A 20,221-nucleotide genomic window follows, 5' to 3' on the forward strand; every position below is an offset into this window, starting at 1 on the left:
CTGCACAGCTACAACCATCACCGATGCCACACCGCACTCGGAGGCCAACCACCGATCACCCGTGTGAACAACGCTCCAGGTCAATACACCTAGGGCGCGTCTTCCGGATCAGCTCGGGTCCGCGACGCCTTGCACGGCTCCCCCAGAGCTTCGCCTGGGAGGTGCCCCCACCCAGCTAACGCTGGGAGGTGCCCCCAGCACCGGACGCCGCGGGCTGATCCGGGCTGATCCGGAAGACACGCCCTGGCAGCCCGTACCGGCGCCAGGGGCCTCACGGTCGCGTCTCGCCGTGTCGCCCGGAGCGGACGAGCGGAGTCACCTGGATGGGGCAGGGGCGCCGGGAATTCAGCCGGGCGACGGGTAGTTGAGAGCTATCGCCTCACCGCACCCGTTCCGCATCCGGAAGGACGACCCGTGGCACACGCGCTCTCCGACGACCTCAGGAACCTCCTCGACAAGCCGGTCTTCGTCACCCTGGCCTCGATCCAGCCCGACGGCAGTCCCCAGCTCTCCGTGGTGTGGGTGAAGCGTGACGGCGACGATCTGCTGATCTCCACCACGGTCGGCCGCCGCAAGGAGAAGAACCTGCGCCGCGACCCGCGGGTCTCCGTCGTGCTCAACCCCGCCGACGCCCCGTACACGTACGCCGAGATCCGCGGCAGCGTCACGCTCACCGACGACCCCCGGGGCGAGCTGATCGACGAGTTGTCGCTGAAGTACACCGGTAAGCCGTACGCCGAGTTCAACCCGGCCTCGTCCGAGGACGCCCCGCGCGTGATCGTGCGGGTCAGCCCGCGCAAGGTCGTCGGCAACATCTGAGGAGGGCGGCGGGCGGGGCCGCGCACGGGACCCCGCCCGCGTCACACGTCCGGGCACCGCTGCCCCGGCAGGGGCGGGGCACTGTCCGCGGCGCACTACCCTTGATGCGTGACTATTCGCCTGTACGACACCAGCGCCCGGCAGATCCGTGACTTCACCCCGCTCCGGCCGGGCTGCGTCTCGATCTACCTCTGCGGTGCGACCGTGCAGGCCGCCCCGCACATCGGGCACGTCCGGTCCTACCTCGACTTCGACATCCTGCGCCGCTGGCTCACCTACCGCGGCTACGACGTCACCTTCATCCGGAACGTCACGGACATCGACGACAAGATCCTCGTGAAGTCGGAGGAGACCGGCGAGCCGTGGTGGTCGATCGGCTACCGCAACGAGCGCGCGTTCAACTTCGGGTACGACGTGCTCGGCTGCCTCCGCCCGACCTATGAACCGCGCGCGACCGGCCACATCCCCGAGATGGTCGACATGATGCGCGTCCTCATCGAGCGGGGACACGCCTACGCCGCCGACGGCAACGTCTACTTCGACGTGAAGTCCTTCCCCGGGTACCTCCAGCTCTCCAACCAGGAGCTGGACAACCTCCGCCAGCCGGAAGGCGAGGGCGAGACCGGCAAGCGCGACCCGCGCGACTTCGCGATGTGGAAGGCCGCCAAGCCCGGTGAGCCGAGCTGGGAGACCCCGTGGGGCCCCGGCCGTCCCGGCTGGCACCTGGAGTGCTCGGCAATGGCGCACAAGTACCTCGGCACGGCCTTCGACATCCACGGCGGCGGCGTCGACCTCGTCTTCCCGCACCACGAGAACGAGATCGCCCAGGCCAAGGCGTACGGCGACGACTTCGCCGCGTACTGGGTGCACAACGGCTGGGTCACCATGAGCGGCGAGAAGATGAGCAAGTCGCTCGGCAACTCGGTGCTCGTCTCCGAGATGGTGAAGACGTGGCGCCCCATCGTGCTGCGCTACTACCTCGGCACCCCGCACTACCGCTCGATGATCGAGTACAGCGAGGAGGCGCTGCGCGAGGCCGAGTCCGCGTTCGCGCGGATCGAGGGCTTCATGCAGCGGGTCGTCGAGAAGGCGGGCGGTCCGGTGAACCCCGCGCCCGAGGTGCCGCCGGCCTTCGCCGAGGCGATGGACGACGATCTGGGCGTCCCGCAGGCGCTCGCCGTCGTGCACACGACGGTGCGCCAGGGGAACTCCGCGCTCACCGCCGACGACAAGGAGGCGGCCGTCGCCCGCCTCGCCGAGGTCCGTGCGATGCTCGGCGTGCTCGGCCTCGACCCGCTCGACGAGCAGTGGGCGGGCGGCGCCGACCGCGGCGAGGACCTCCACGGCGTGGTGGACTCGCTGGTCAGGCTGGTGCTCGACCAGCGTCAGGCCGCCAGGACCCGCAAGGACTACGCGACGGCGGACGGGATCCGTGACGAGCTGCAGCAGTCGGGGCTGGTCATCGAGGACACCCCGTCGGGACCGCGCTGGGAGCTCGGCCCGCGCTGAGCCGTCGTACCGTGCCCGGCCGGGATCACACCGGCCGCGGCTCCGGCCGCGCCCCGCGCGCGGCACACTGTCCGAGTACGTCGTTACGTCCGGCACGCGCCACGCGCGTGCCCGCAGGAAAGAGTTTGGTGACGCATGGCGGGGAACAGCCAGCGCAGGAACCGCCGCACGTCGTCCAAGAAGGGCGCGACGGTCGGCAGCGGCGGCAAGCGGCGCCGCGGTCTGGAGGGCAAGGGCCCGACGCCGCCCGCCGAGATGCGTAAGGGGCACGCCAAGCAGCGCGCCGCGAACGCCAAGACCAAGCAGGCCGCACGTCGCCCGGCCCCGCGCCGCGGCGGCCCCAAGGGCACGAGCGAGCTGGTCGTCGGGCGCAACCCGGTCTTCGAGGCACTGCGCGACGGCGTACCGGCGAACACGCTCTACGTCCAGCAGTTCATCGACAACGACGACCGGGTCCGCGAGGCGCTGAAGCTGGCCGCCGACCGCGGTGGGCAGGGCAGCGGCGGCATCGCGCTCATGGAGGCGCCGAAGGCCGAGCTGGACCGGATGACCAACGGCCTGAACCACCAGGGCCTGGTGCTCCAGGTCCCGCCGTACGAGTACGCGCACCCGGAGGACCTGGCCGCGGCCGCCTTCGACGCCGGGGAGGACCCGCTGATCGTCGCCCTCGACGGTGTCACCGACCCGCGCAACCTCGGTGCGGTCGTCCGCTCCGTCTCCGCGTTCGGCGGGCACGGTGTGGTCGTCCCGGAGCGGCGGGCCGCGGGGATGACGGCGGGCGCGTGGAAGACGTCGGCCGGCACCGCGGCGCGTACGCCGGTGGCGCGCGCGACGAACCTGACGCGCGCCCTGGAGGCGTACCGGAAGGCCGGGGTGACGATCGTCGGCCTGGCGGCGGACGGTGAGGTCGAGCTGCAGGATCTCGAGGTGCTGGACGGCCCGGTCGTGATCGTCATCGGCAGCGAGGGCAAGGGCCTGTCGCGGCTGGTCGGCGAGACCTGCGACCTGCGCGTCCGGATCCCCATGCCGGGCGGTGCGGAATCGCTGAACGCCGGTGTGGCGGCGGGAGTTGTGCTGTACGAGGCGTCGCGCCGCAGGGCGTAGCGTCGCCGTACGGGCAGCGGCCGGGGGCCGCGACGAAACCGAAGACCAGGGCGACGGGAGCGGCAGCGACCGTGCACGGAAGCCGGTGACCCGGTCGCACAGGACCGGTGTAAGGGGCTCTGTCCGTGGGGCAGGGCCCCTTACAGGGTGAACGGGCACCGGATGAACGGGGCACCGGCACACGGGTGTTGATGCCCCGGCGGGCCGTTGACCTGCACGTGGGAGCGACACCAGGGGCACGCGACCGGGAGCTTGACGGGCCTCGGACATTCGGCGCGGTCGCTGCGCCTGGTGATGGGCATGGTCGAGGCGGGCACGGCGCTGTGCGTGCCCGGAAACCACGAGAACAAGCTGGGCCGGTATCTGAAGGGCCGCAAGGTCCAGCACACCCACGGGCTGGCCGAGACCGTGGAGCAGCTGGAGAAGGAGGACGACGCGTTCCGGACGCGCGTACGGGAGTTCATCGACTCCCTGGTCAGCCACTACGTGCTGGACGAGGGCCGGCTCGTCGTCAGCCACGCCGGTCTGCCCGAGAAGTACCACGGCCGCACCTCCGGCCGCGTCCGTTCGCACGCCCTCTACGGCGACACCACCGGCGAGACGGACGAGTTCGGCCTGCCCGTGCGCTACCCGTGGGCCGAGGAGTACCGCGGCCGCGCCGCCGTGGTCTACGGCCATACGCCCGTCCCGAACACCTCGTGGATCAACAACACCATCTGCCTCGACACCGGTGCCGTCTTCGGCGGGCGGATGACCGCGCTGCGCTGGCCGGAGCGCGAGATCGTCGACACCCCCGCCGAGCAGGTCTGGTACGAGCCCGCGAAGCCGCTCGCCCCGCAGGCGCCCGGCGGCCACGACGGCCGTCCGCTGGATCTCGCCGACGTCCACGGGCGGCGGACGGTGGAGACCCGGCACGCGGGGCGGATCGCGGTGCGCGAGGAGAACGCGGCGGCGGCGCTGGAGGTCATGAGCCGCTTCGCCGTCGACCCGCGGCTGCTCGCCTATCTGCCGCCGACCATGGCGCCGACGGCGACGTCGCAGCGGGAGGGCTATCTGGAGCACCCGGAGGAGGCGTTCGCGTCCTACCGGGCGGACGGGGTCGAGCGGGTCGTGTGCGAGGAGAAGCACATGGGCTCGCGGGCGGTGGCGCTGGTGTGCCGTGACGCGGAGGCGGCCGCGCGGCACTTCGGCATCCCGGGCCCCGCCGGTGCGCCCGGCCCGACCGGAGCGCTGCACACCCGTACCGGACGGCCGTTCTTCGACGACGCGGACATGACCGAGGAGGTCCTGGGACGGCTGCGCGCCGCCGTGACCGCGGCCGGGTTGTGGGAGGAGCTCTCCACCGACTGGCTGCTGCTGGACGCGGAGCTGATGCCCTGGTCGCTGAAGGCGTCCGGTCTGCTGCGCACCCAGTACGCCGCGGTGGGTGCGGCCTCCGGCGCGGCCTTCCCGGGCGCGCTCGCCGCGCTGGAAGCGGCGGCGGCGCGCGGGGTGGACGTCGGCGGGCTGCTGGAGGTCCAGCGCGAACGGGCCGTGGACGCGGCGGCGTTCACCGCGGCCTACCGGCGCTACTGCTGGACGACCGACGGGCTGGAGGGCGTGCGGCTGGCACCGTTCCAGATACTGGCGGCCCAGGGCCGCAGCCTCGCCGGGCTCCCGCACGACGAGCAACTGGCCCTGATCGACCGGCTGATCGGCCACGACGCGTCGGGCCTGCTGCAGACCACCCGCCGGCTGACCGTCGACACCGGTGACGAGGAATCGGTCCGGGACGGCATCGACTGGTGGCTGGAGATGACGGCGGCCGGCGGCGAGGGCATGGTCGTCAAGCCGCTGCAGGCCCTCGTGCGCGGCGCCTCGGGGCGGTTGGTCCAGCCGGGCATCAAGTGCCGGGGCCGCGAGTACCTGCGGATCATCTACGGACCGGAGTACACGCGCCCGGAGCATCTGGAGCGGCTGCGCTCCCGGCACCTGGGCCACAAGCGGTCGCTGGCCCTGCGCGAGTACGCCCTCGGCCTGGAGGCCCTGGACCGTCTGGCGGACGGCGAGCCGCTGTGGCGGGTCCACGAGGCGGTCTTCGCGGTGCTGGCGCTGGAGTCGGAGCCGGTCGACCCGCGGCTGTGAAGGGGCGGGGCAGGACGGCGTACGAGGGGCCGGGACGGGCGAGATCCGCCCCGGCCCCGCCGCGTCGTCGTGTCCCACACCGCGCTCACCGGGGCCCGCGCCCGGACCGTCCGCGGCGCGGCCGCCCCTGGGCCCGGGCCCGCCCCGCGTGAGCCGTGTCTCACCGGGCGGGCCCGCTCTTGTCTATGCAACGAGTTGCATAGAAGACTGCGGGCATGGCCCTCGAGCACGCGATCCTCGTCTCCCTGCTGGAGCAGCCCGGCTCGGGATACGAGCTGGCCCGGCGGTTCGACCGGTCCATCGGCCACTTCTGGACGGCGACCCACCAGCAGATCTACCGCGTGCTCAAGCGTATGGAGAGCGACGGGTGGATCGACGTCCGCGACGTGCCGCAGGACGGCAGGCCGGACAAGAAGGTCTACTCCGTCGCCGATGAGGGCCGGGCCGCGCTCTCGGTCTGGCTGCACGAACGCGTGGAGCCCGAAAGCGTCCGCCACGACCTGGCGGTCAAGGTCCGCGGTGCCGCGTTCGACGACCCGTCGGCACTGATCGCCGAGGTCGAACGCCACCGGGCGGCCCATGCCGAGCGGCTCGCCCGCTATGTCTCAGGGGAACAGCGCGACTTCCCCGACCCCGGTGCCCTCGACACCGGCCAGGAACTCCAGCACGTCGTCCTGCGCGGCGGCATCGCCTACGAGCGCATGACCCTCGACTGGCTCGACGACGTGCTGGCCACCCTGCGCCGGATCGGTGACCGCACCTGACCGGCTCCGCCCATCCGCTCACGCACAGCTCGTCATCCGCTCACGTACGACCCGTGATCCGCTCCGTTCCAGCAACTTCAAGCAACGCCCCTCTCGACCTCGCCCAGGAAGGCGCTCGCAACCATGGCCGACGCCCTGCTGTTCAACCCCGCCACGTACGACCCCGCCCACTTCGACCCGGAGACGCGTCGCCTGCTGCGCGCCACCGTCGACTGGTTCGAGGAGCGCGGCAAGCGGCAGCTCATCGAGGACTACCGCAACCGCGTCTGGCTGGAGGACTTCCTCGCGTTCGCAGCCAAGGAGCGCCTGTTCGCCACCTTCCTCACCCCGGCATCCGACGGTGGCGGTTCTGAGGACAAGCGCTGGGACACCGCCCGGATAGCCGCCCTCAACGAGATCTTCGGCTTCTACGGGCTGGACTACTGGTACGCCTGGCAGGTCACCATCCTCGGCCTCGGCCCCGTCTGGCAGAGCGACAACGCCGACGCCCGCGCCCGTGCCGCCGAACTCCTCGACCAGGGCGAGGTGTTCGCGTTCGGTCTGTCGGAGAAGTCGCACGGCGCGGACATCTACAGCACCGACATGATCCTGACCCCGGACGCGGACGGCGGGTTCCACGCGACCGGCTCCAAGTACTACATCGGCAACGGCAACGCGGCCGGGATCGTCTCCGTCTTCGGCCGCCGCTCCGACGTCGAGGGCCCCGAGGGCTACGTCTTCTTCGCCGCGGACAGCCGCCACCCCGACTACCACCTGGTCAAGAACGTCGTCGACTCCGGCAAGTACGTGAGCGAGTTCCGGCTGGAGCGCTACCCCGTACGCACCGAGGACGTGCTGCACACCGGCCGCGCCGCCTTCGACGCCGCGCTCAACACCGTCAACGTCGGCAAGTTCAACCTCTGCACGGGCGCCGTCGGCATCTGCGAGCACGCGATGTACGAGGCCGTGACGCACGCCCACAACCGCATCCTCTACGGCCGCCGCGTCACCGACTTCGCCCACGTGCGCCGCGAGATGACCGACGCCTACGTCCGCCTCGTCGGCATGAAGCTCTTCAGCGACCGGGCCGTGGACTACTTCCGGAGTGCGAGCCCCGAGGACCGCCGCTACCTCCTCTTCAACCCGATGACGAAGATGAAGGTGACCACCGAGGGCGAGAAGGTCATCGACCTCCTGTGGGACGTCATCGCCGCCAAGGGCTTCGAGAAGGACACGTACTTCTCCCAGGCGGCCGTCGAGATCCGCGGCCTGCCCAAGCTGGAGGGCACGGTCCACGTCAACCTCGCCCTGATCCTGAAGTTCATGGGGAACTACCTCCTCAACCCGGCCGAGTACGCCCCGGTCCCCACCCGCCACGACGCGTCGGACGACGCGTTCCTCTTCCGCCAGGGCCCGGCCCGTGGCCTCGGGGCCATCCAGTTCCACGACTGGCGCGCCGCCTACGACGCCCACGCCGAGCTGCCCAACGTCGCCCGCCTCCGCGAGCAGGCCGACGCGCTGTGCACGCTCATCACCACCGCCGCCCCCGACGCCGAGCAGGCCAAGGACCTCGACCTGCTCCTGGCCCTCGGCCAGCTCTTCGCGCTCGTCGTCCACGGCCAGCTCATCCTGGAGCAGGCGGAGCTCACCGGCCTGGACCGGGACGTCCTGGACGAGCTGTTCTCCGTCCTCGTCCGCGACTTCTCCGCCCACGCCGTCGAGCTGCACGGCAAGGACTCGGCCACCGAGGCGCAGCAGGAGTGGGCGCTCGGCGCGGTCCGCCGCCCCGTCACGGACACCGAGCGCTCGGCGCGCGTGTGGGCCCGTGTCGAGGCGCTCTCGGGCGCGTACGAGATGAAGCCGTGAAGCGGGTGTACGAAAAGAAGGCCTGAGTAAAGCCGCGCAGGCCGCCCGCCTCGGCCAGGATGGGTGCATGGCATTCCATGTGGATTCCGAGGCCGGGCGGCTGCGCCGCGTCATCCTGCACCGCCCGGACCTGGAACTGAAGCGGCTCACTCCGTCCAACAAGGACGCACTGCTCTTCGACGACCTGCTGTGGGTGCGGAGGGCGCGGCAGGAGCACGACGGTTTCGCGGACGTGCTGCGCGAGCTCGGTGTCGAGGTCCACCTCTTCGGCGATCTGCTGGCCGAGAGCCTGGAGGTCCCCGAGGCGCGCCGGCTGGTGCTGGACCGGGTCTTCGACGAGAAGGAGTACGGCCCGCTGGCCACCGACCACCTCCGGGCCGCCTTCGAGCACCTGCCGATATCCGAACTGGTCGAGGCGCTGATCGGGGGCATGACCAAGCGGGAGTTCCTGGAGCGGCACCCCGAGCCGGTGTCCGTCCGGTTCCACGTGATGGAGATGGACGACTTCCTGCTCGCCCCGCTGCCCAACCACCTGTTCACCCGGGACACCTCCGCCTGGGTCTACGACGGTGTGTCGATCAACGCCATGCGCTGGCCCGCCCGGCAGCGGGAGACCGTGCACGCCGAGGCGATCTACCGCCACCACCCGCTGTTCACCCAGTCCGGGGCCTTCCACGTCTGGTCGGAGGGGCAGAGCGCCTATCCGTCGACGATCGAGGGCGGCGACGTCCTGGTGATCGGCAACGGAGCCGTGCTCATCGGCATGAGCGAGCGGACCGCGCCGCAGGCGGTGGAGATGCTGGCCCGCGGGCTCTTCGCGGCCGGTTCCGCGCGCACGATCGTGGCGCTCGACATGCCGAAGGCCCGGGCGTTCATGCATCTGGACACGGTCATGACGATGGTCGACGGCGACACCTTCACGCAGTACGCGGGGCTGGGCATGCTCCGCTCGTACACCATCGAGCCCGGCGCCGGTGACCAGGAGCTGAAGGTGACCGACCACCCGCCGGAGCACATGCACCGGGCTATCGCTGCCGCGCTCGGTCTCGACGGGATCAAGGTCCTCACCGCGACGCAGGACGTGCACTCGGCGGAACGGGAGCAGTGGGACGACGGCTGCAACGTGCTGGCCGTCGAGCCCGGCGTGGTCGTGGCCTACGACCGCAACGCGACCACCAACACCTTCCTGCGCAAGCACGGTATCGAGGTGATAGAGATTCCCGGCGGCGAGCTGGGGCGGGGCCGGGGCGGGCCGCGGTGCATGAGCTGCCCGGTGGAGCGCGATCCCGTCCTGTAGGGCGCCGCGGTGGGCGGCCCGGAGAGGGGTTCGTATAGAGATGCGAAGGGTCGTATATACTTCCATCGCATCTTCCGTAGTCGTGACCGAGGAGCCCTCCGATGGCGACAGACCTCACGGGCCGCCACTTCCTCAAGGAGCTGGACTTCACCGCCGGCGAGTTCCGTCATCTGATCGAGCTCGCGGCGGAGCTGAAGGCCGCCAAGCGGGCCGGCGCCGAGGTGCCGCGGCTGCGGGGCAGGAACATCGCCCTGGTCTTCGAGAAGACCTCCACCCGGACGCGCTGCGCCTTCGAGGTCGCGGCGGCCGACCAGGGTGCCTCGACCACGTATCTCGACCCCGCGGGCTCGCAGATCGGGCACAAGGAGTCGGTGAAGGACACCGCCCGCGTGCTGGGCCGGATGTTCGACGCCATCGAGTACCGGGGCCACGGACAGGACGTCGTGGAGGAGCTGGCGGAGCACGCCGGGGTCCCGGTCCTCAACGGTCTCACCGACACCTGGCACCCGACCCAGATGCTCGCCGACATGCTCACCGTCACCGAGCACAGCGAAGGCCCCCTGGAGTCGCTGGCCCTCGCCTATCTCGGCGACGCGCGCAACAACATGGGCAACTCCTACCTCGTCACCGGCGCGCTGCTGGGCATGGACGTACGGATCGTGGCGCCGCGCGGACTCTGGCCCGCGGACGCGGTCGTCGCCCGCGCCCGTGAACTGGCCGCCGCCTCCGGTGCCCGGGTCACCCTCACCGAGGACGTGGCCGAGGGCGTGCGGGGGGCGGATTTCATCGCCACCGATGTCTGGGTGTCGATGGGGGAGCCGAAGGAGGTCTGGGACGAGCGGATCGGACTGCTCGGTCCGTACGCGGTCACGATGGACGTGCTGCGGGCCACCGGCCGCCCGGACGTGAAGTTCCTGCACTGCCTGCCCGCCTTCCACGACCTCGGCACCGCGCTCGGCCGGGAGATCCACGCGCGCCACGGGCTGACCTCGCTCGAGGTCACCGACGAGGTCTTCGAGTCGGAGCACTCGGTGGTCTTCGACGAGGCCGAGAACCGGATGCACACGATCAAGGCGGTGCTGGTCGCCACCCTCGCGGCCTCGGCGGCCTGACCGCGGCGGCGAGAAGGCCCGACCGGCCGGTGGAAGGCCCGGTCACCCGGTCTCCCGCGCCCGTCTCCCGTATCCGCTCCCGTCCTGCGGAGCGGGCGCACCCGTGCCCGGGCGTATCGCGTACTCGTGACGACGGTCATGAAGAGGTGATAGCTTCGGTGGGCAGGCATCGGCAGACAGCAGCTGTCCGGCGAGGGAGGCCGTACCCCATGAGCCCGTTCACCGGTTCCGCCCGAGCGACCGAGGAGTGGCGGCACTTCAGCCTCACCCGGGACGAGGGCGTCGCGACCGTCACCCTCGACCGCCCCGACAAGCTCAACGCGCTGACCTTCGAGGCGTACGCCGATCTCCGCGACCTCATCGCCGAGTTGGCCCGCGACGGGTCCGTGCGCGCCCTGGTGCTCGGCGGCGAGGGCCGGGGCTTCTGCTCCGGCGGCGATGTCGACGAGATCATCGGCGCCACGCTCTCCATGGACACCTCGCAGCTGCTCGACTTCAACCGCATGACCGGGCAGGTGGTCCGGGCGTTGCGCGAGTGCCCCTTCCCCGTGATCGCCGCGGTGCACGGCGTCGCGGCCGGCGCCGGTGCCGTCCTCGCGCTCGCCGCCGACTTCCGGGTCGCCGACCCCTCGGCCCGCTTCGCTTTCCTCTTCACCAAGGTCGGGCTGTCCGGCGGCGACATGGGCGCGGCCTATCTGCTGCCGCGCGTCGTCGGGCTCGGGCACGCCACCCGGCTGCTGATGCTCGGCGAGCCGGTGCGCGCCCCCGAGGCCGAACGGATCGGCCTCATCAGCGTGCTGGCCGAGGAGGGGCAGGCCCACGCCGAGGCGAGCGCGCTGGCGCGGCGGCTCGCCGACGGACCGGCGCTGGCCCACGCCCAGACCAAGGCCCTGCTCACCGCCGAACTCGACATGCCGCTCGCCGCCTCCATCGAGATGGACGCATCCACGCAGGCGCTGCTGATGAACAGCGACGACTACGCCGAGTTCCACTCCGCGTTCACCGAGAAGCGGCAGCCCAAGTGGCAGGGCAGGTAGCGGTGTCAGGGCCGATGCGGGTCGCGGTCGTCGGGGGCGGGCCGGGCGGGCTGTACGCGGCCGCGCTGCTCAAGCGCCTCGACCCGGCGCGGGAGGTCACCGTCTGGGAGCGCAACGCCCCCGACGACACCTTCGGCTTCGGCGTCGTCCTCTCCGACGAGACCCTGGGCGGCATCGAGGAGGCCGATCCCGTCGTCCACCGCGCGCTCCAGGCCGAGTTCGTCCGCTGGGACGCGATCGACGTGGTCCACCGCGGGCACACCCTCTCCTCCGGCGGTCACGGCTTCGCCGCCCTCGGCCGCCGCCGCCTGCTGGAGATCCTCCACGACCGCTGCCGCGGCCTCGGTGTCGATCTGCGCTTCCGGGAGGAGGCGCCGCCCGCTGCCGAACTCGCCGCCCGCCACGACCTGGTGATCGCCGCCGACGGCGTGCACAGCGCGACACGGGACGCGGCCCGCGACGAACACCGGCCGCGGATCGAGACCCACCGCTGCCGCTACATCTGGCTCGCCGCCGACTTCGCCTTCGACGCCTTCCGCTTCGAGATCGCCGAGACCGAGCACGGTGTCATGCAGCTCCACGGCTACCCGTACGCCCGCCCCGGCACCAACGGGCACCCGGAGGGCGCGTCCACCGTCATCGTCGAGATGCGCGAGGAGGTCTGGCGCAGCGCCGGCCTCGACCGCTGTGACGAGACCGAGTCCACCGAACGGTGCGCGAAGATCTTCGCCGACGCCCTCGGCGGCCGCCCGCTCCGCGGCAACAACTCGAGCTGGATCGCCTTCCGTACGGTCGTCAACGAGCGCTGGTCGCACGGCAACACGGTGCTGCTCGGCGACGCGGCCCACACCGCCCACTTCTCCATCGGCTCCGGCACCAAGCTCGCCGTCGAGGACGCCCTCGCGCTCGCCGCCTGCCTGGAGGAACAGCCGGACCTGCCCGCGGCGCTTGCCGCGTACGAGACCGAGCGGCGCCCCGTCGTGGAGTCGACGCAGCGCGCCGCCCGCGCGAGCCTGGAGTGGTTCGAGGAGCTGGGCACGTATCTCGACCAGCCGCCACGGCAGTTCGCGTTCAACCTGCTGACCCGCAGCCGCCGCATCACCCATGACAATCTGCGGCTCCGCGACGCCGGGTTCGTCGCCGCCGTCGAGAGCGAGTCGGGCGTGGAGCCCGGCACGCCACCGATGTTCACGCCGCTCCGGCTGCGCGGTCTGACCCTGCGCAACCGGGTCGTCGTCTCGCCCATGGACATGTACTCCGCCGAGGACGGCACCCCGGGCGACTTCCACCTCGTCCACCTCGGCTCGCGCGCCCTCGGCGGCGCCGGCCTGGTCATGACCGAGATGGTGTGCGTGAGCCCGGAGGGGCGCATCACCCCGGGCTGCGCGGGGCTGTACGAGCCGGAGCACGGGACCGCGTGGCGGCGCGTCACCGACTTCGTGCACGCCCAGGCACCGGGCACCGCCATCGGCGTCCAGCTCGGCCACTCGGGTCGCAAGGGCTCGACCCGGCTGATGTGGGACGGCATCGACCAGCCGCTGCCGGAGGGCAACTGGCCGGTCGTGGCGCCCTCGCCGCTGCCGTACCGGGCCGGCGTCAACCAGGTGCCGCACGCGCTGGACACCTCCGAACTGGACGGCATCCGGGACCAGTTCACCGCCTCCGCCCGCCGTGCCGCGGACGCCGGGTTCGACCTCCTCGAACTCCACTGCGCCCACGGCTACCTGCTCTCCAGCTTCCTGTCGCCGCTGACGAACCGGCGCACCGACGCCTACGGCGGCGACCTCACCGCCCGGCTGCGCTTCCCCCTCGAAGTCTTCGACGCCGTACGGTCGGTCTGGCCGGAGGACCGGCCGATGACCGTCCGCATCTCGGCCACGGACTGGGCGGAGGGCGGCACGACGGGCGAGGACGCGGTCACGATCGCCCGCGCCTTCGCCGACCACGGTGCCGACGCCATCGACGTCTCCACCGGCCAGGTCGTGCCCGAGGAACGTCCGGAGTACGGGCGCTCGTACCAGACGCCGTACGCCGACCGGATCCGGAACACTCTCGGCGTCCCCGTCATCGCCGTCGGCGCCATCTCCTCCTGGGACGACGTCAATTCGCTGGTGCTCGCGGGCCGCGCCGACCTCTGCGCCCTCGCCCGCCCGCACCTCTACGACCCGCACTGGACCCTCCACGCCGCGGCCGAACAGGGTTACACCGGGCCCGGCGCCTCCTGGCCCCTCCCGTACCGGGCGGGCAGCCGCACCCCGCCGACGGGGCGTACGGACGGCCCGAAGCCGAGGCTGAGCCTGGGGGCGGGCGCGAAGGGCTGACGGAGTGGAGGATCAGGCGAAGACCGCGGTGTCGAGGGCGAAGGAGAACGGATCGGGGAGGTCCAGGGACTTCCCGAACGGCACGCGGGTGGACTGCTTGTAGTCGCCGTCATGAGGCTCGGCATGCAGCGTCACGGTGCCGTCCGAGCGGTCGACGAGCAGGTAGAAGGGAATGCCCGCGGCAGCGTAGCCGCGCCGCTTGGGACCGCGGTCCCTGTCGGGGCGGGTGGAGTTGACCTCCACCGTCATCACGACGCCGTTCGGTTCCGCCCAGGCATCCATGCCGCGGAACGTGCCGGTGGGCCCGATGGCGGCATCGGGGATGAACCGGCCGAGTGGCGTGATGAGCCCTTTGGTGCCCGCTGCGTAGAGGTCAGCAGCGGAATGTCGGCTGATCTGCCCGATCAGTCGGCCGACAACGTCCTCGTGGTCACCGTCGGGCGGCGGGGTCACGATGATCTCCCCCTCGATGAGCTCGGCGCGGTAGCCCTCGGGAACCGTGAGTTCGAGGAAGGCGGCAAGCACGGTGTCCCCCTCTGCCTGGCCGAAATGCTCCATAGCGGGCATCGCCATCGCTGCTCCCTCCTGGTCACCGAAGGTTCGCCCCGGCATGGTCAGAATAGTCCCCGCACGGGGAAGCGGTCGGATGAACCAACGATCAGAGGCAGCCGGGGTCACTCCGCCGACAGCACGCTCCGCGCGTAGGCCGCGGCCGGGGTGCGGAGTTTGGCGTGGAGCGCCGCGAAGACTTCCGCGCTGCGCGCGCCCGGCCAGCCGGCGGGGAGCAGTTCCGGCGGCAGGCCCGGGTCCGCGTACGGGAGATGGCGCCAGGAGTCCAGCATCAGCAGGTGGTCGCGGTAGGCCTCCGCGCGGTCCGTCGCCCGGCGCGACGTCCAGCGCGCGAGCATCGGCTCGTGCTCGTCCAGGAACTCCTGGTGCAGCTTCGCGATCGCGTCCAGGTCCCACCAGCGCGCCACCGCGCCGGGGGTCGGCTCGAAGCCGGTGTGCGCACCGGTGAACAGGTCCACGTACGGGCTGAGTTCGAGGCGCTGAAGGGTGTGGCGGGTCTCCTCCAGCAGATGGGCCGGGGCGATCCACACGCCGGGCGCGGCCGTGCCGAACCCGAGGCGGGACAGCCGGGAGCGCAGCAGGTGGCGCTTGTTCCGCTCGTGCTCGGGGACGGAGAAGACGGCCAGCGCCCAGCCGTCGGCCAGCCGCGGCGGGCGGCGGCCGAAGATGCGGCGGTCGCCGTCGTCCAGGAGCTGCCGGGCGCCCTCGGAGAGGACGTATCCGGCGGCGCCGCCGGCCGTACGGGCGGGGACCAGCAGTCCCCGCCGCTTCAGCCGGGAGACGGCGGAGCGCACCGACGGCGGGTCCACGTCCACCGCACCCAGGAGCCGGATCAGCGCAGCGATCGGCAGCGGCCCGTCCCCGGATGCGCGCCCGCGCCCGTACACGCCGTAGAGCGTGACGATCAGGGAACGCGGGGTGTGCTCGGCCACGTGATCACTTTAGAGGGTGAGCGGACGGTGCTGTTGTCCGGTCGGTGCCCGCCCCGGCCGGCCCGCTCCCCTCGCCCGCCCGCGCGGCTTCCGCGTCGCGGAGGCGGAAGCGCTGCAGCTTGCCCGTCGCCGTACGGGGGAGCGCGTCGAGGAAGACGATCTCGCGCGGGCACTTGTACGGCGCTATCCCCGCCTTGACGAACTCCCGCAGGGAGGCGACGGCCTGGTCGTCCCGGCGTGCGCCCTCGCGCAGGACCGCGTAGGCCACGACGACCTGGCCGCGTTCCTCGTCCGGGCGGCCGACGACCGCCGCCTCCAGGACGTCGGGGTGGCGCAGCAGGGCGTCCTCGACCTCGGGGCCCGCGATGTTGTAGCCCGCGGAAATGATCATGTCGTCGGCGCGGGCGACGTAGCGGAACCAGCCGTCGGGCTCCCGTACGTAGGTGTCGCCGGTCATGTTCCAGCCGTCCCGGACGTACTCCCGCTGGCGCTCGTCGGCCAGATAGCGGCAGCCCGTCGGGCCGCGCACGGCGAGCAGCCCCGGCTCGCCGTCGGGGACGGGCGTTCCGTCCAGGCCGACGACACGGGCCTGGAAGCCGGGCACCGGGACCCCGGTGGTGCCGGGGCGGATCGCCTCGTCGGCGGCGGAGATGAAGATGTGCAGCAGCTCGGTCGCCCCGATGCCGTTGATGATCCGGATCCCGGTCCGCTCGTGCCAGGCGCTCCAGACGGCCTCGGGCAGGTTCTCCCCGGCCGAGACGCAGCGGCGCAGCGAGGTCAGGTCGTGGGTGCCGATCCGGTCGAGCATCGCCCGGTACGCGGTGGGGGCGGTGAAGAGGACCGTCACCCGGTGGCGTTCGACGGCGTCCGGGAGCTGCCGCGGCCCGGCCTGTTCCAGGAGCAGCGCGGATGCCCCGGCCCGCATCGGGAAGATCACCAGGCCGCCGAGGCCGAAGGTGAAGCCGAGCGGCGGGCTGCCGGCGAACAGGTCGTCCGGCCGGGGCTTCAGGACGTGCTCGGAGAAGGTGTCGGCGATGGCGAGCACGTCGCGGTGGAAGTGCATGCACCCCTTGGGCCGTCCGGTGGTGCCGGAGGTGAAGGCGATCAGCGCCACGTCGTCCGCGGAGGTGGGGACGGCCTCGTAGACCTCGGGGTGGGACGCGCCGCGGGCGAGCAGGTCCTCGGGCCCGTCCCCGCCGAACGTGCAGATCCGCAGGTCGGGGACCTCGGCCTTCACCAGGTCGTCGACGGAGCGGATGTCGCACAGCGCGTGCCGGATGCGGGCCGTCTCGCAGATGCCCGCGAGCTCCAGCGGGCGCTGCGCGGCCAGCACGGTCACGGCGACCGCGCCGGCCTTCATCACCGCGAGCCAGCAGGCGGCGAGATCGGGCGTGGTGGGGCCGCGCAGCAGGACGCGGTTGCCGGGCGCCACGCCGAGTTCGGAGGTGAGGACGTGTGCGATCCGGTCGACCCGGGCGCGCAGCTCGCCGTACGACCAGACCTCGCCCGCGCCGTCGACGAACGCCGGGCGGTCGGGTCCGAACCGGGCCACCGTGGCGTCGAGCAGTTCGGCGCCGCAGTTGAGCCGGTCCGGGTACCGCAGGGCGGGCAGGTCGAAGGACAGCTCCGGCCACTGGTCGGGTGGCGGCAGATGATCGCGCGCGAAGGTGTCTCGGTGAGCGGACGGTTTGAGCTCCATGGCGGTTGTGCCCCCTCGTACGCGGTCCTTGAATGGGGTGGATTCAGGCCCGTGCGGTTGCCGACGAGCGTATCGTGATGGTGACGACAGTCAATAGTCCGCGATACGGGAAGAGGGTGCTGATGCCCGAGTTCGCGCTCGATCCGGAGCAAGAGGAGTGGTGCGCGCAGGTGCGCCGGCTCGCCGCGGAGCGGCTGCGGCCACTCGCGGAGAAGGGGGAGCCCGGGCGGGTCAACCGCCCCCTGGTGGCCGCGCTCGGTGAACTCGGCCTGCTGGAGCGGGTGTTCCCGGGCTGGGAGCCGGGTGCCCTGCCGGGCGTGCCCGCGGGAGGCCGGCGCGTCGCGGCGACGGACCTGTGCCTGCTGCGCGAGTCCCTGGCCCGGGAGTGCACGGAGGCGGAGACCGCGCTCGCGCTGCAGGGCCTGGGGACCTACCCGGTGGTGCAGGCGGGCAGCGACGAGCAGCGCGCACGCTGGATCCCCGAGGTGGTCGCCGGCCGGGCCGTCGCGGCCTTCGCGCTGAGCGAACCGGGCGCGGGCTCCGACGCTGCGGCGCTGGAACTCGCGGCGGAACCCGACGGGGACGGCGGCTGGCGGCTGACCGGCGAGAAGTGCTGGATCTCGAACGCCCCCGAGGCCGATTTCTACAGCGTCTTCGCCCGCACCGGTGAGGGCGCGGGTGCCCGGGGCGTCACGGCCTTCCTCGTCCCCGCGGACCGCCCCGGGCTGTCCGGCGAGGGGCTCGACATGCTCTCGCCGCACCCCATCGGCGCGGTGCGCTTCGACGGCGTACCGGTGACCCCGGCCGATGTGCTGGGCGAACCCGGCCAGGGGTTCGGCGTCGCCATGCGGACCCTCAACCTCTTCCGGCCGAGCGTCGGCGCGTTCGCCGTCGGTATGGCGCAGGCCGCACTGGACGCGTCCCTGGAGCACGCGGCGCGGCGCACCGCGTTCGGCGGGCCGCTGAAGGACCTGCAGTCCGTCTCCCACCAGCTCGCCGAGATGGCGACCCGTACGGAGGCGGCGCGGCTGCTCGTCCACGCCGCGGCCGCCGCGTACGACCGCGGGGCCCCGGACGTCGCCAAGCGCGCGGCTATGGCCAAGCTGCTCGCCACGGAGACGGCGCAGTACGTGGTCGACGCCGCCGTCCAGATCCACGGCGCCCGCGCGCTGCGGGCGGGGCATCTGCTGGAACACCTCTACCGCGAGGTCAGGGCCCCGCGGATCTACGAGGGCGCCACCGAGGTCCAGCGCACCATCATCGCGAAGGAGTTGTACCGATGAGCGAGCACGGGAACGGCGCACCGGACCGCGCACCGGCGGGCGCCGGGGACGCGGACGGCGGGCGTGGTGGGGGTGCGGGTGACGGGAGCGCGGGCCGTGAGGGTGGCGGGAGAGCGGGCCGTGAGGGTGGCGGGAGCGGTGTCGTCCGCGTCAACCCGCCCGAGCTCTCCCCGCCGACAGGCTTCAGCCACGCCGTGACCGCGACCGGCAGCCGGCTGGTCTTCCTCGCCGGGCAGACGGCGCTGGACGGGGACGGCGAGGTCGTGGGGGAGACGCTCCCGGAGCAGTTCACCACGGCGCTCACCAACCTCCTGGCCGCACTGCGCGCCGCGGGCGGCGGCCCGGAGCACCTCGCGCGCGTCACGGTGTACGCGACGGACGTCGCCGACTACCGGCGGCACGCGGCCGAACTGGGCCGCGTCTGGCGCCGGTTGGCGGGCCGTGACTACCCGGCGATGGCACTGATCGGCGTGGTCAGGCTCTGGGACGAGCAGGCGATGGTGGAGGTGGACGGCTTCGCGGTCCTGCCGTAGGGGTCTTCGGGGTGGCGCCGCGGCGGGGTGTCCCTGCCGCGGCGCTCGCGCTGCGGCCGCCGCGGCGCGAGCGGGCAGGCAAACCGGCCGTGGTCAGGTCGGCGCCATCGAGCCACGGTAGTGGTGAACCGCCACCGCAGGACCGTGCGGGGTTCGCGGTCCTGCGGCAGCGGATGGTGTGGTGGTGCCGCGGTCGGGTGTCCGCTTGTGCCACCGCCGCATGCGGAAGTGATCGAGGTGCCCGCAAGACCGCCCCACTGCCCGCACCGGCTCGGACCCTGCGCCCGACACGCCAGGGGGCACGTCGATGAGTGCACGGGCGATCCGAACGCCTGGTATCGACGGCTCACCCTGCTACGGGTAAGCGCTGGACATGGCGATGGGCTCGGGATGTTCGCCATGGCGATGGTCACCGACGAAGCCCGGCGGGCCCGCTGACCGCGCGCAGGCCCGTACGAAGACTGCGCCCCCGCCCGGGAGTCCGGTGCGGAGGCGCTGTTCGTGGTCGTCAGGCGCTGGCGCGCTCGTGGCTGCGAGACCGCTGGACGGGAACTAAGTCGCTGCCGCGGCCTGCCCTCTTCGTCGCTTCACGGCCGCTACCTCGCGCCTTTCTCGCCGCCGCCGCGGGCAGGGCCAGGAGCTGGGAGATGCGCTGGAAGGAGACTCCGAGGATGCGTCCGGCGTCCCGCTGGCTCATGTCATTGGTGAGGGCGACTGCGGCCGCGCGCATGGCCTGCCGCTCGACCTCTTCGGCCTCGGCCCGGGCGCGCTTCGCGCGGGCGACATCGGCCAGGGCGGACCGGGTGGCCCGGTCCAGTTCGGGGACGATGTCGACGTCGATGGTGCCGGCGTCGGCGTCGGTCATGACGGCGATGGCTTCGGCAGCCGCCCGTGCGGCGGAGTCGAGGCGCTTGGCCTGGCTGAACACTCCAGGGAGGTCGGGTACTTCGAGTGCCCACCAGTCGCCCGATCGGCGCGCGTTGACGCGGTACGCGGTCACCGCCACCACCTCTCTCCGAGTTCGGCTTCCAGGGTCTTCAGGATGTTCTGGGCGGTCAGTTCGTTGACTTCGGTGTGGCTCGGTATGACGACGGGGGTGCGGCCGCAGGTCCACATCTGATGGCTGCCCTTCTGGCGCTGCTGCTCGAAGGGAATGCCTTTGGCCTTCGCCGCTTTCCTGATCTTGCTGATCAGGTCCCTGTACTTCATGACTCTAAGTCTATTCCTGCTCGACTTCTAGTGTCCAACGTCACTAGACACCCCCATTCGCTC

General features: G+C 72.1%; 15 protein-coding genes and 2 pseudogenes. 12 read left to right on the forward strand and 5 right to left on the reverse strand.

Annotation, left to right across the window (positions count from 1 at the left end; genetic code table 11):
• Positions 1-414 precede the first annotated feature (414 nt).
• From ABZ822_RS25645 to ABZ822_RS25690, 10 genes and pseudogenes are all read left to right on the forward strand, one after another.
• On the forward strand, positions 415-819 hold the full coding sequence (locus tag ABZ822_RS25645; RefSeq protein WP_360858785.1) for a PPOX class F420-dependent oxidoreductase: 405 nt from the start codon (positions 415-417) through the stop codon (positions 817-819).
• Positions 820-927: 108 nt separating this feature from the next.
• Entirely contained in the window at positions 928-2,328 is a 1,401-nt protein-coding gene (cysS, locus tag ABZ822_RS25650) for a cysteine--tRNA ligase (protein ID WP_360858788.1), read from the forward strand.
• A gap of 135 nt (positions 2,329-2,463) precedes the next feature.
• Entirely contained in the window at positions 2,464-3,432 is a 969-nt protein-coding gene (gene rlmB, locus ABZ822_RS25655; RefSeq protein ID WP_360858790.1) for a 23S rRNA (guanosine(2251)-2'-O)-methyltransferase RlmB, read from the forward strand.
• Between the two features lie 282 nt (positions 3,433-3,714).
• A pseudogene (locus ABZ822_RS25660) lies at positions 3,715-5,556 on the forward strand (polynucleotide kinase-phosphatase); the annotation flags it as partial.
• Between the two features lie 215 nt (positions 5,557-5,771).
• Positions 5,772-6,320 carry a PadR family transcriptional regulator gene (locus tag ABZ822_RS25665; RefSeq protein WP_360858792.1) on the forward strand — a complete coding sequence of 183 codons (549 nt, stop codon included), beginning with the start codon at positions 5,772-5,774 and terminating at the stop codon, positions 6,318-6,320.
• A 123-nt stretch (positions 6,321-6,443) separates the two neighbouring features.
• Positions 6,444-8,165, forward strand: a complete 1,722-nt coding sequence (locus ABZ822_RS25670) for an acyl-CoA dehydrogenase family protein (RefSeq protein WP_360858795.1) — start codon at positions 6,444-6,446, stop codon at positions 8,163-8,165.
• Positions 8,166-8,232: 67 nt separating this feature from the next.
• Positions 8,233-9,462, forward strand: a complete 1,230-nt coding sequence (locus ABZ822_RS25675) for an arginine deiminase (protein ID WP_360858798.1) — start codon at positions 8,233-8,235, stop codon at positions 9,460-9,462.
• 101 nt (positions 9,463-9,563) lie between these two features.
• A complete protein-coding gene (argF, locus tag ABZ822_RS25680; protein ID WP_360858801.1) occupies positions 9,564-10,574 on the forward strand; it encodes an ornithine carbamoyltransferase in 1,011 nt (336 codons plus the stop codon).
• Between the two features lie 209 nt (positions 10,575-10,783).
• Positions 10,784-11,611: an enoyl-CoA hydratase family protein gene (locus ABZ822_RS25685; RefSeq protein ID WP_360858804.1), complete on the forward strand. Its 828-nt coding sequence runs from the start codon at positions 10,784-10,786 to the stop codon at positions 11,609-11,611.
• Positions 11,612-11,625: 14 nt separating this feature from the next.
• Positions 11,626-13,932 carry a bifunctional salicylyl-CoA 5-hydroxylase/oxidoreductase gene (locus ABZ822_RS25690; protein ID WP_360859110.1) on the forward strand — a complete coding sequence of 769 codons (2,307 nt, stop codon included), beginning with the start codon at positions 11,626-11,628 and terminating at the stop codon, positions 13,930-13,932.
• Positions 13,933-13,944: 12 nt separating this feature from the next.
• Here ABZ822_RS25690 and ABZ822_RS25695 read toward each other — a convergent pair whose 3' ends face one another.
• The 3 genes from ABZ822_RS25695 to ABZ822_RS25705 all read right to left on the reverse strand — a co-directional run bounded on the left by ABZ822_RS25695 (position 13,945) and on the right by ABZ822_RS25705 (position 17,133).
• The gene (locus ABZ822_RS25695; RefSeq protein WP_360859113.1) at positions 13,945-14,499 is read right to left on the reverse strand and encodes a Uma2 family endonuclease; all 555 of its coding nucleotides are present in this window, start codon (positions 14,497-14,499) and stop codon (positions 13,945-13,947) included.
• A 107-nt stretch (positions 14,500-14,606) separates the two neighbouring features.
• Complete coding sequence (locus tag ABZ822_RS25700; RefSeq protein WP_360858807.1) at positions 14,607-15,434, reverse strand: PaaX family transcriptional regulator C-terminal domain-containing protein; 828 nt, start codon at positions 15,432-15,434, stop codon at positions 14,607-14,609.
• A 4-nt stretch (positions 15,435-15,438) separates the two neighbouring features.
• Positions 15,439-17,133, reverse strand: coding sequence for an AMP-binding protein (locus ABZ822_RS25705; protein ID WP_360858810.1), 1,695 nt, complete (start codon positions 17,131-17,133; stop codon positions 15,439-15,441).
• Between the two features lie 122 nt (positions 17,134-17,255).
• On the opposite strand from ABZ822_RS25705, the gene ABZ822_RS25710 reads away from it, so the two are divergent.
• Both ABZ822_RS25710 and ABZ822_RS25715 read left to right on the forward strand, forming a co-directional pair.
• On the forward strand, positions 17,256-18,416 hold the full coding sequence (locus ABZ822_RS25710) for an acyl-CoA dehydrogenase family protein (protein WP_360858813.1): 1,161 nt from the start codon (positions 17,256-17,258) through the stop codon (positions 18,414-18,416).
• A gap of 146 nt (positions 18,417-18,562) precedes the next feature.
• Positions 18,563-18,949 (forward strand): annotated as a pseudogene (locus ABZ822_RS25715) (RidA family protein); the annotation flags it as partial.
• 508 nt (positions 18,950-19,457) lie between these two features.
• Here ABZ822_RS25715 and ABZ822_RS25720 read toward each other — a convergent pair.
• Positions 19,458-19,949, reverse strand: coding sequence for a type II toxin-antitoxin system HicB family antitoxin (locus tag ABZ822_RS25720; RefSeq protein ID WP_360858816.1), 492 nt, complete (start codon positions 19,947-19,949; stop codon positions 19,458-19,460).
• Complete coding sequence (locus ABZ822_RS25725; RefSeq protein ID WP_360858819.1) at positions 19,946-20,158, reverse strand: type II toxin-antitoxin system HicA family toxin; 213 nt, start codon at positions 20,156-20,158, stop codon at positions 19,946-19,948. Before ABZ822_RS25725 ends, ABZ822_RS25720 begins: the two co-directional genes overlap by 4 nt.
• Between the last annotated feature and the right edge of the window lie 63 nt (positions 20,159-20,221).

Source organism: Streptomyces sp. NPDC047108 (assembly GCF_040643575.1).
Taxonomy (GTDB): domain Bacteria; phylum Actinomycetota; class Actinomycetes; order Streptomycetales; family Streptomycetaceae; genus Streptomyces.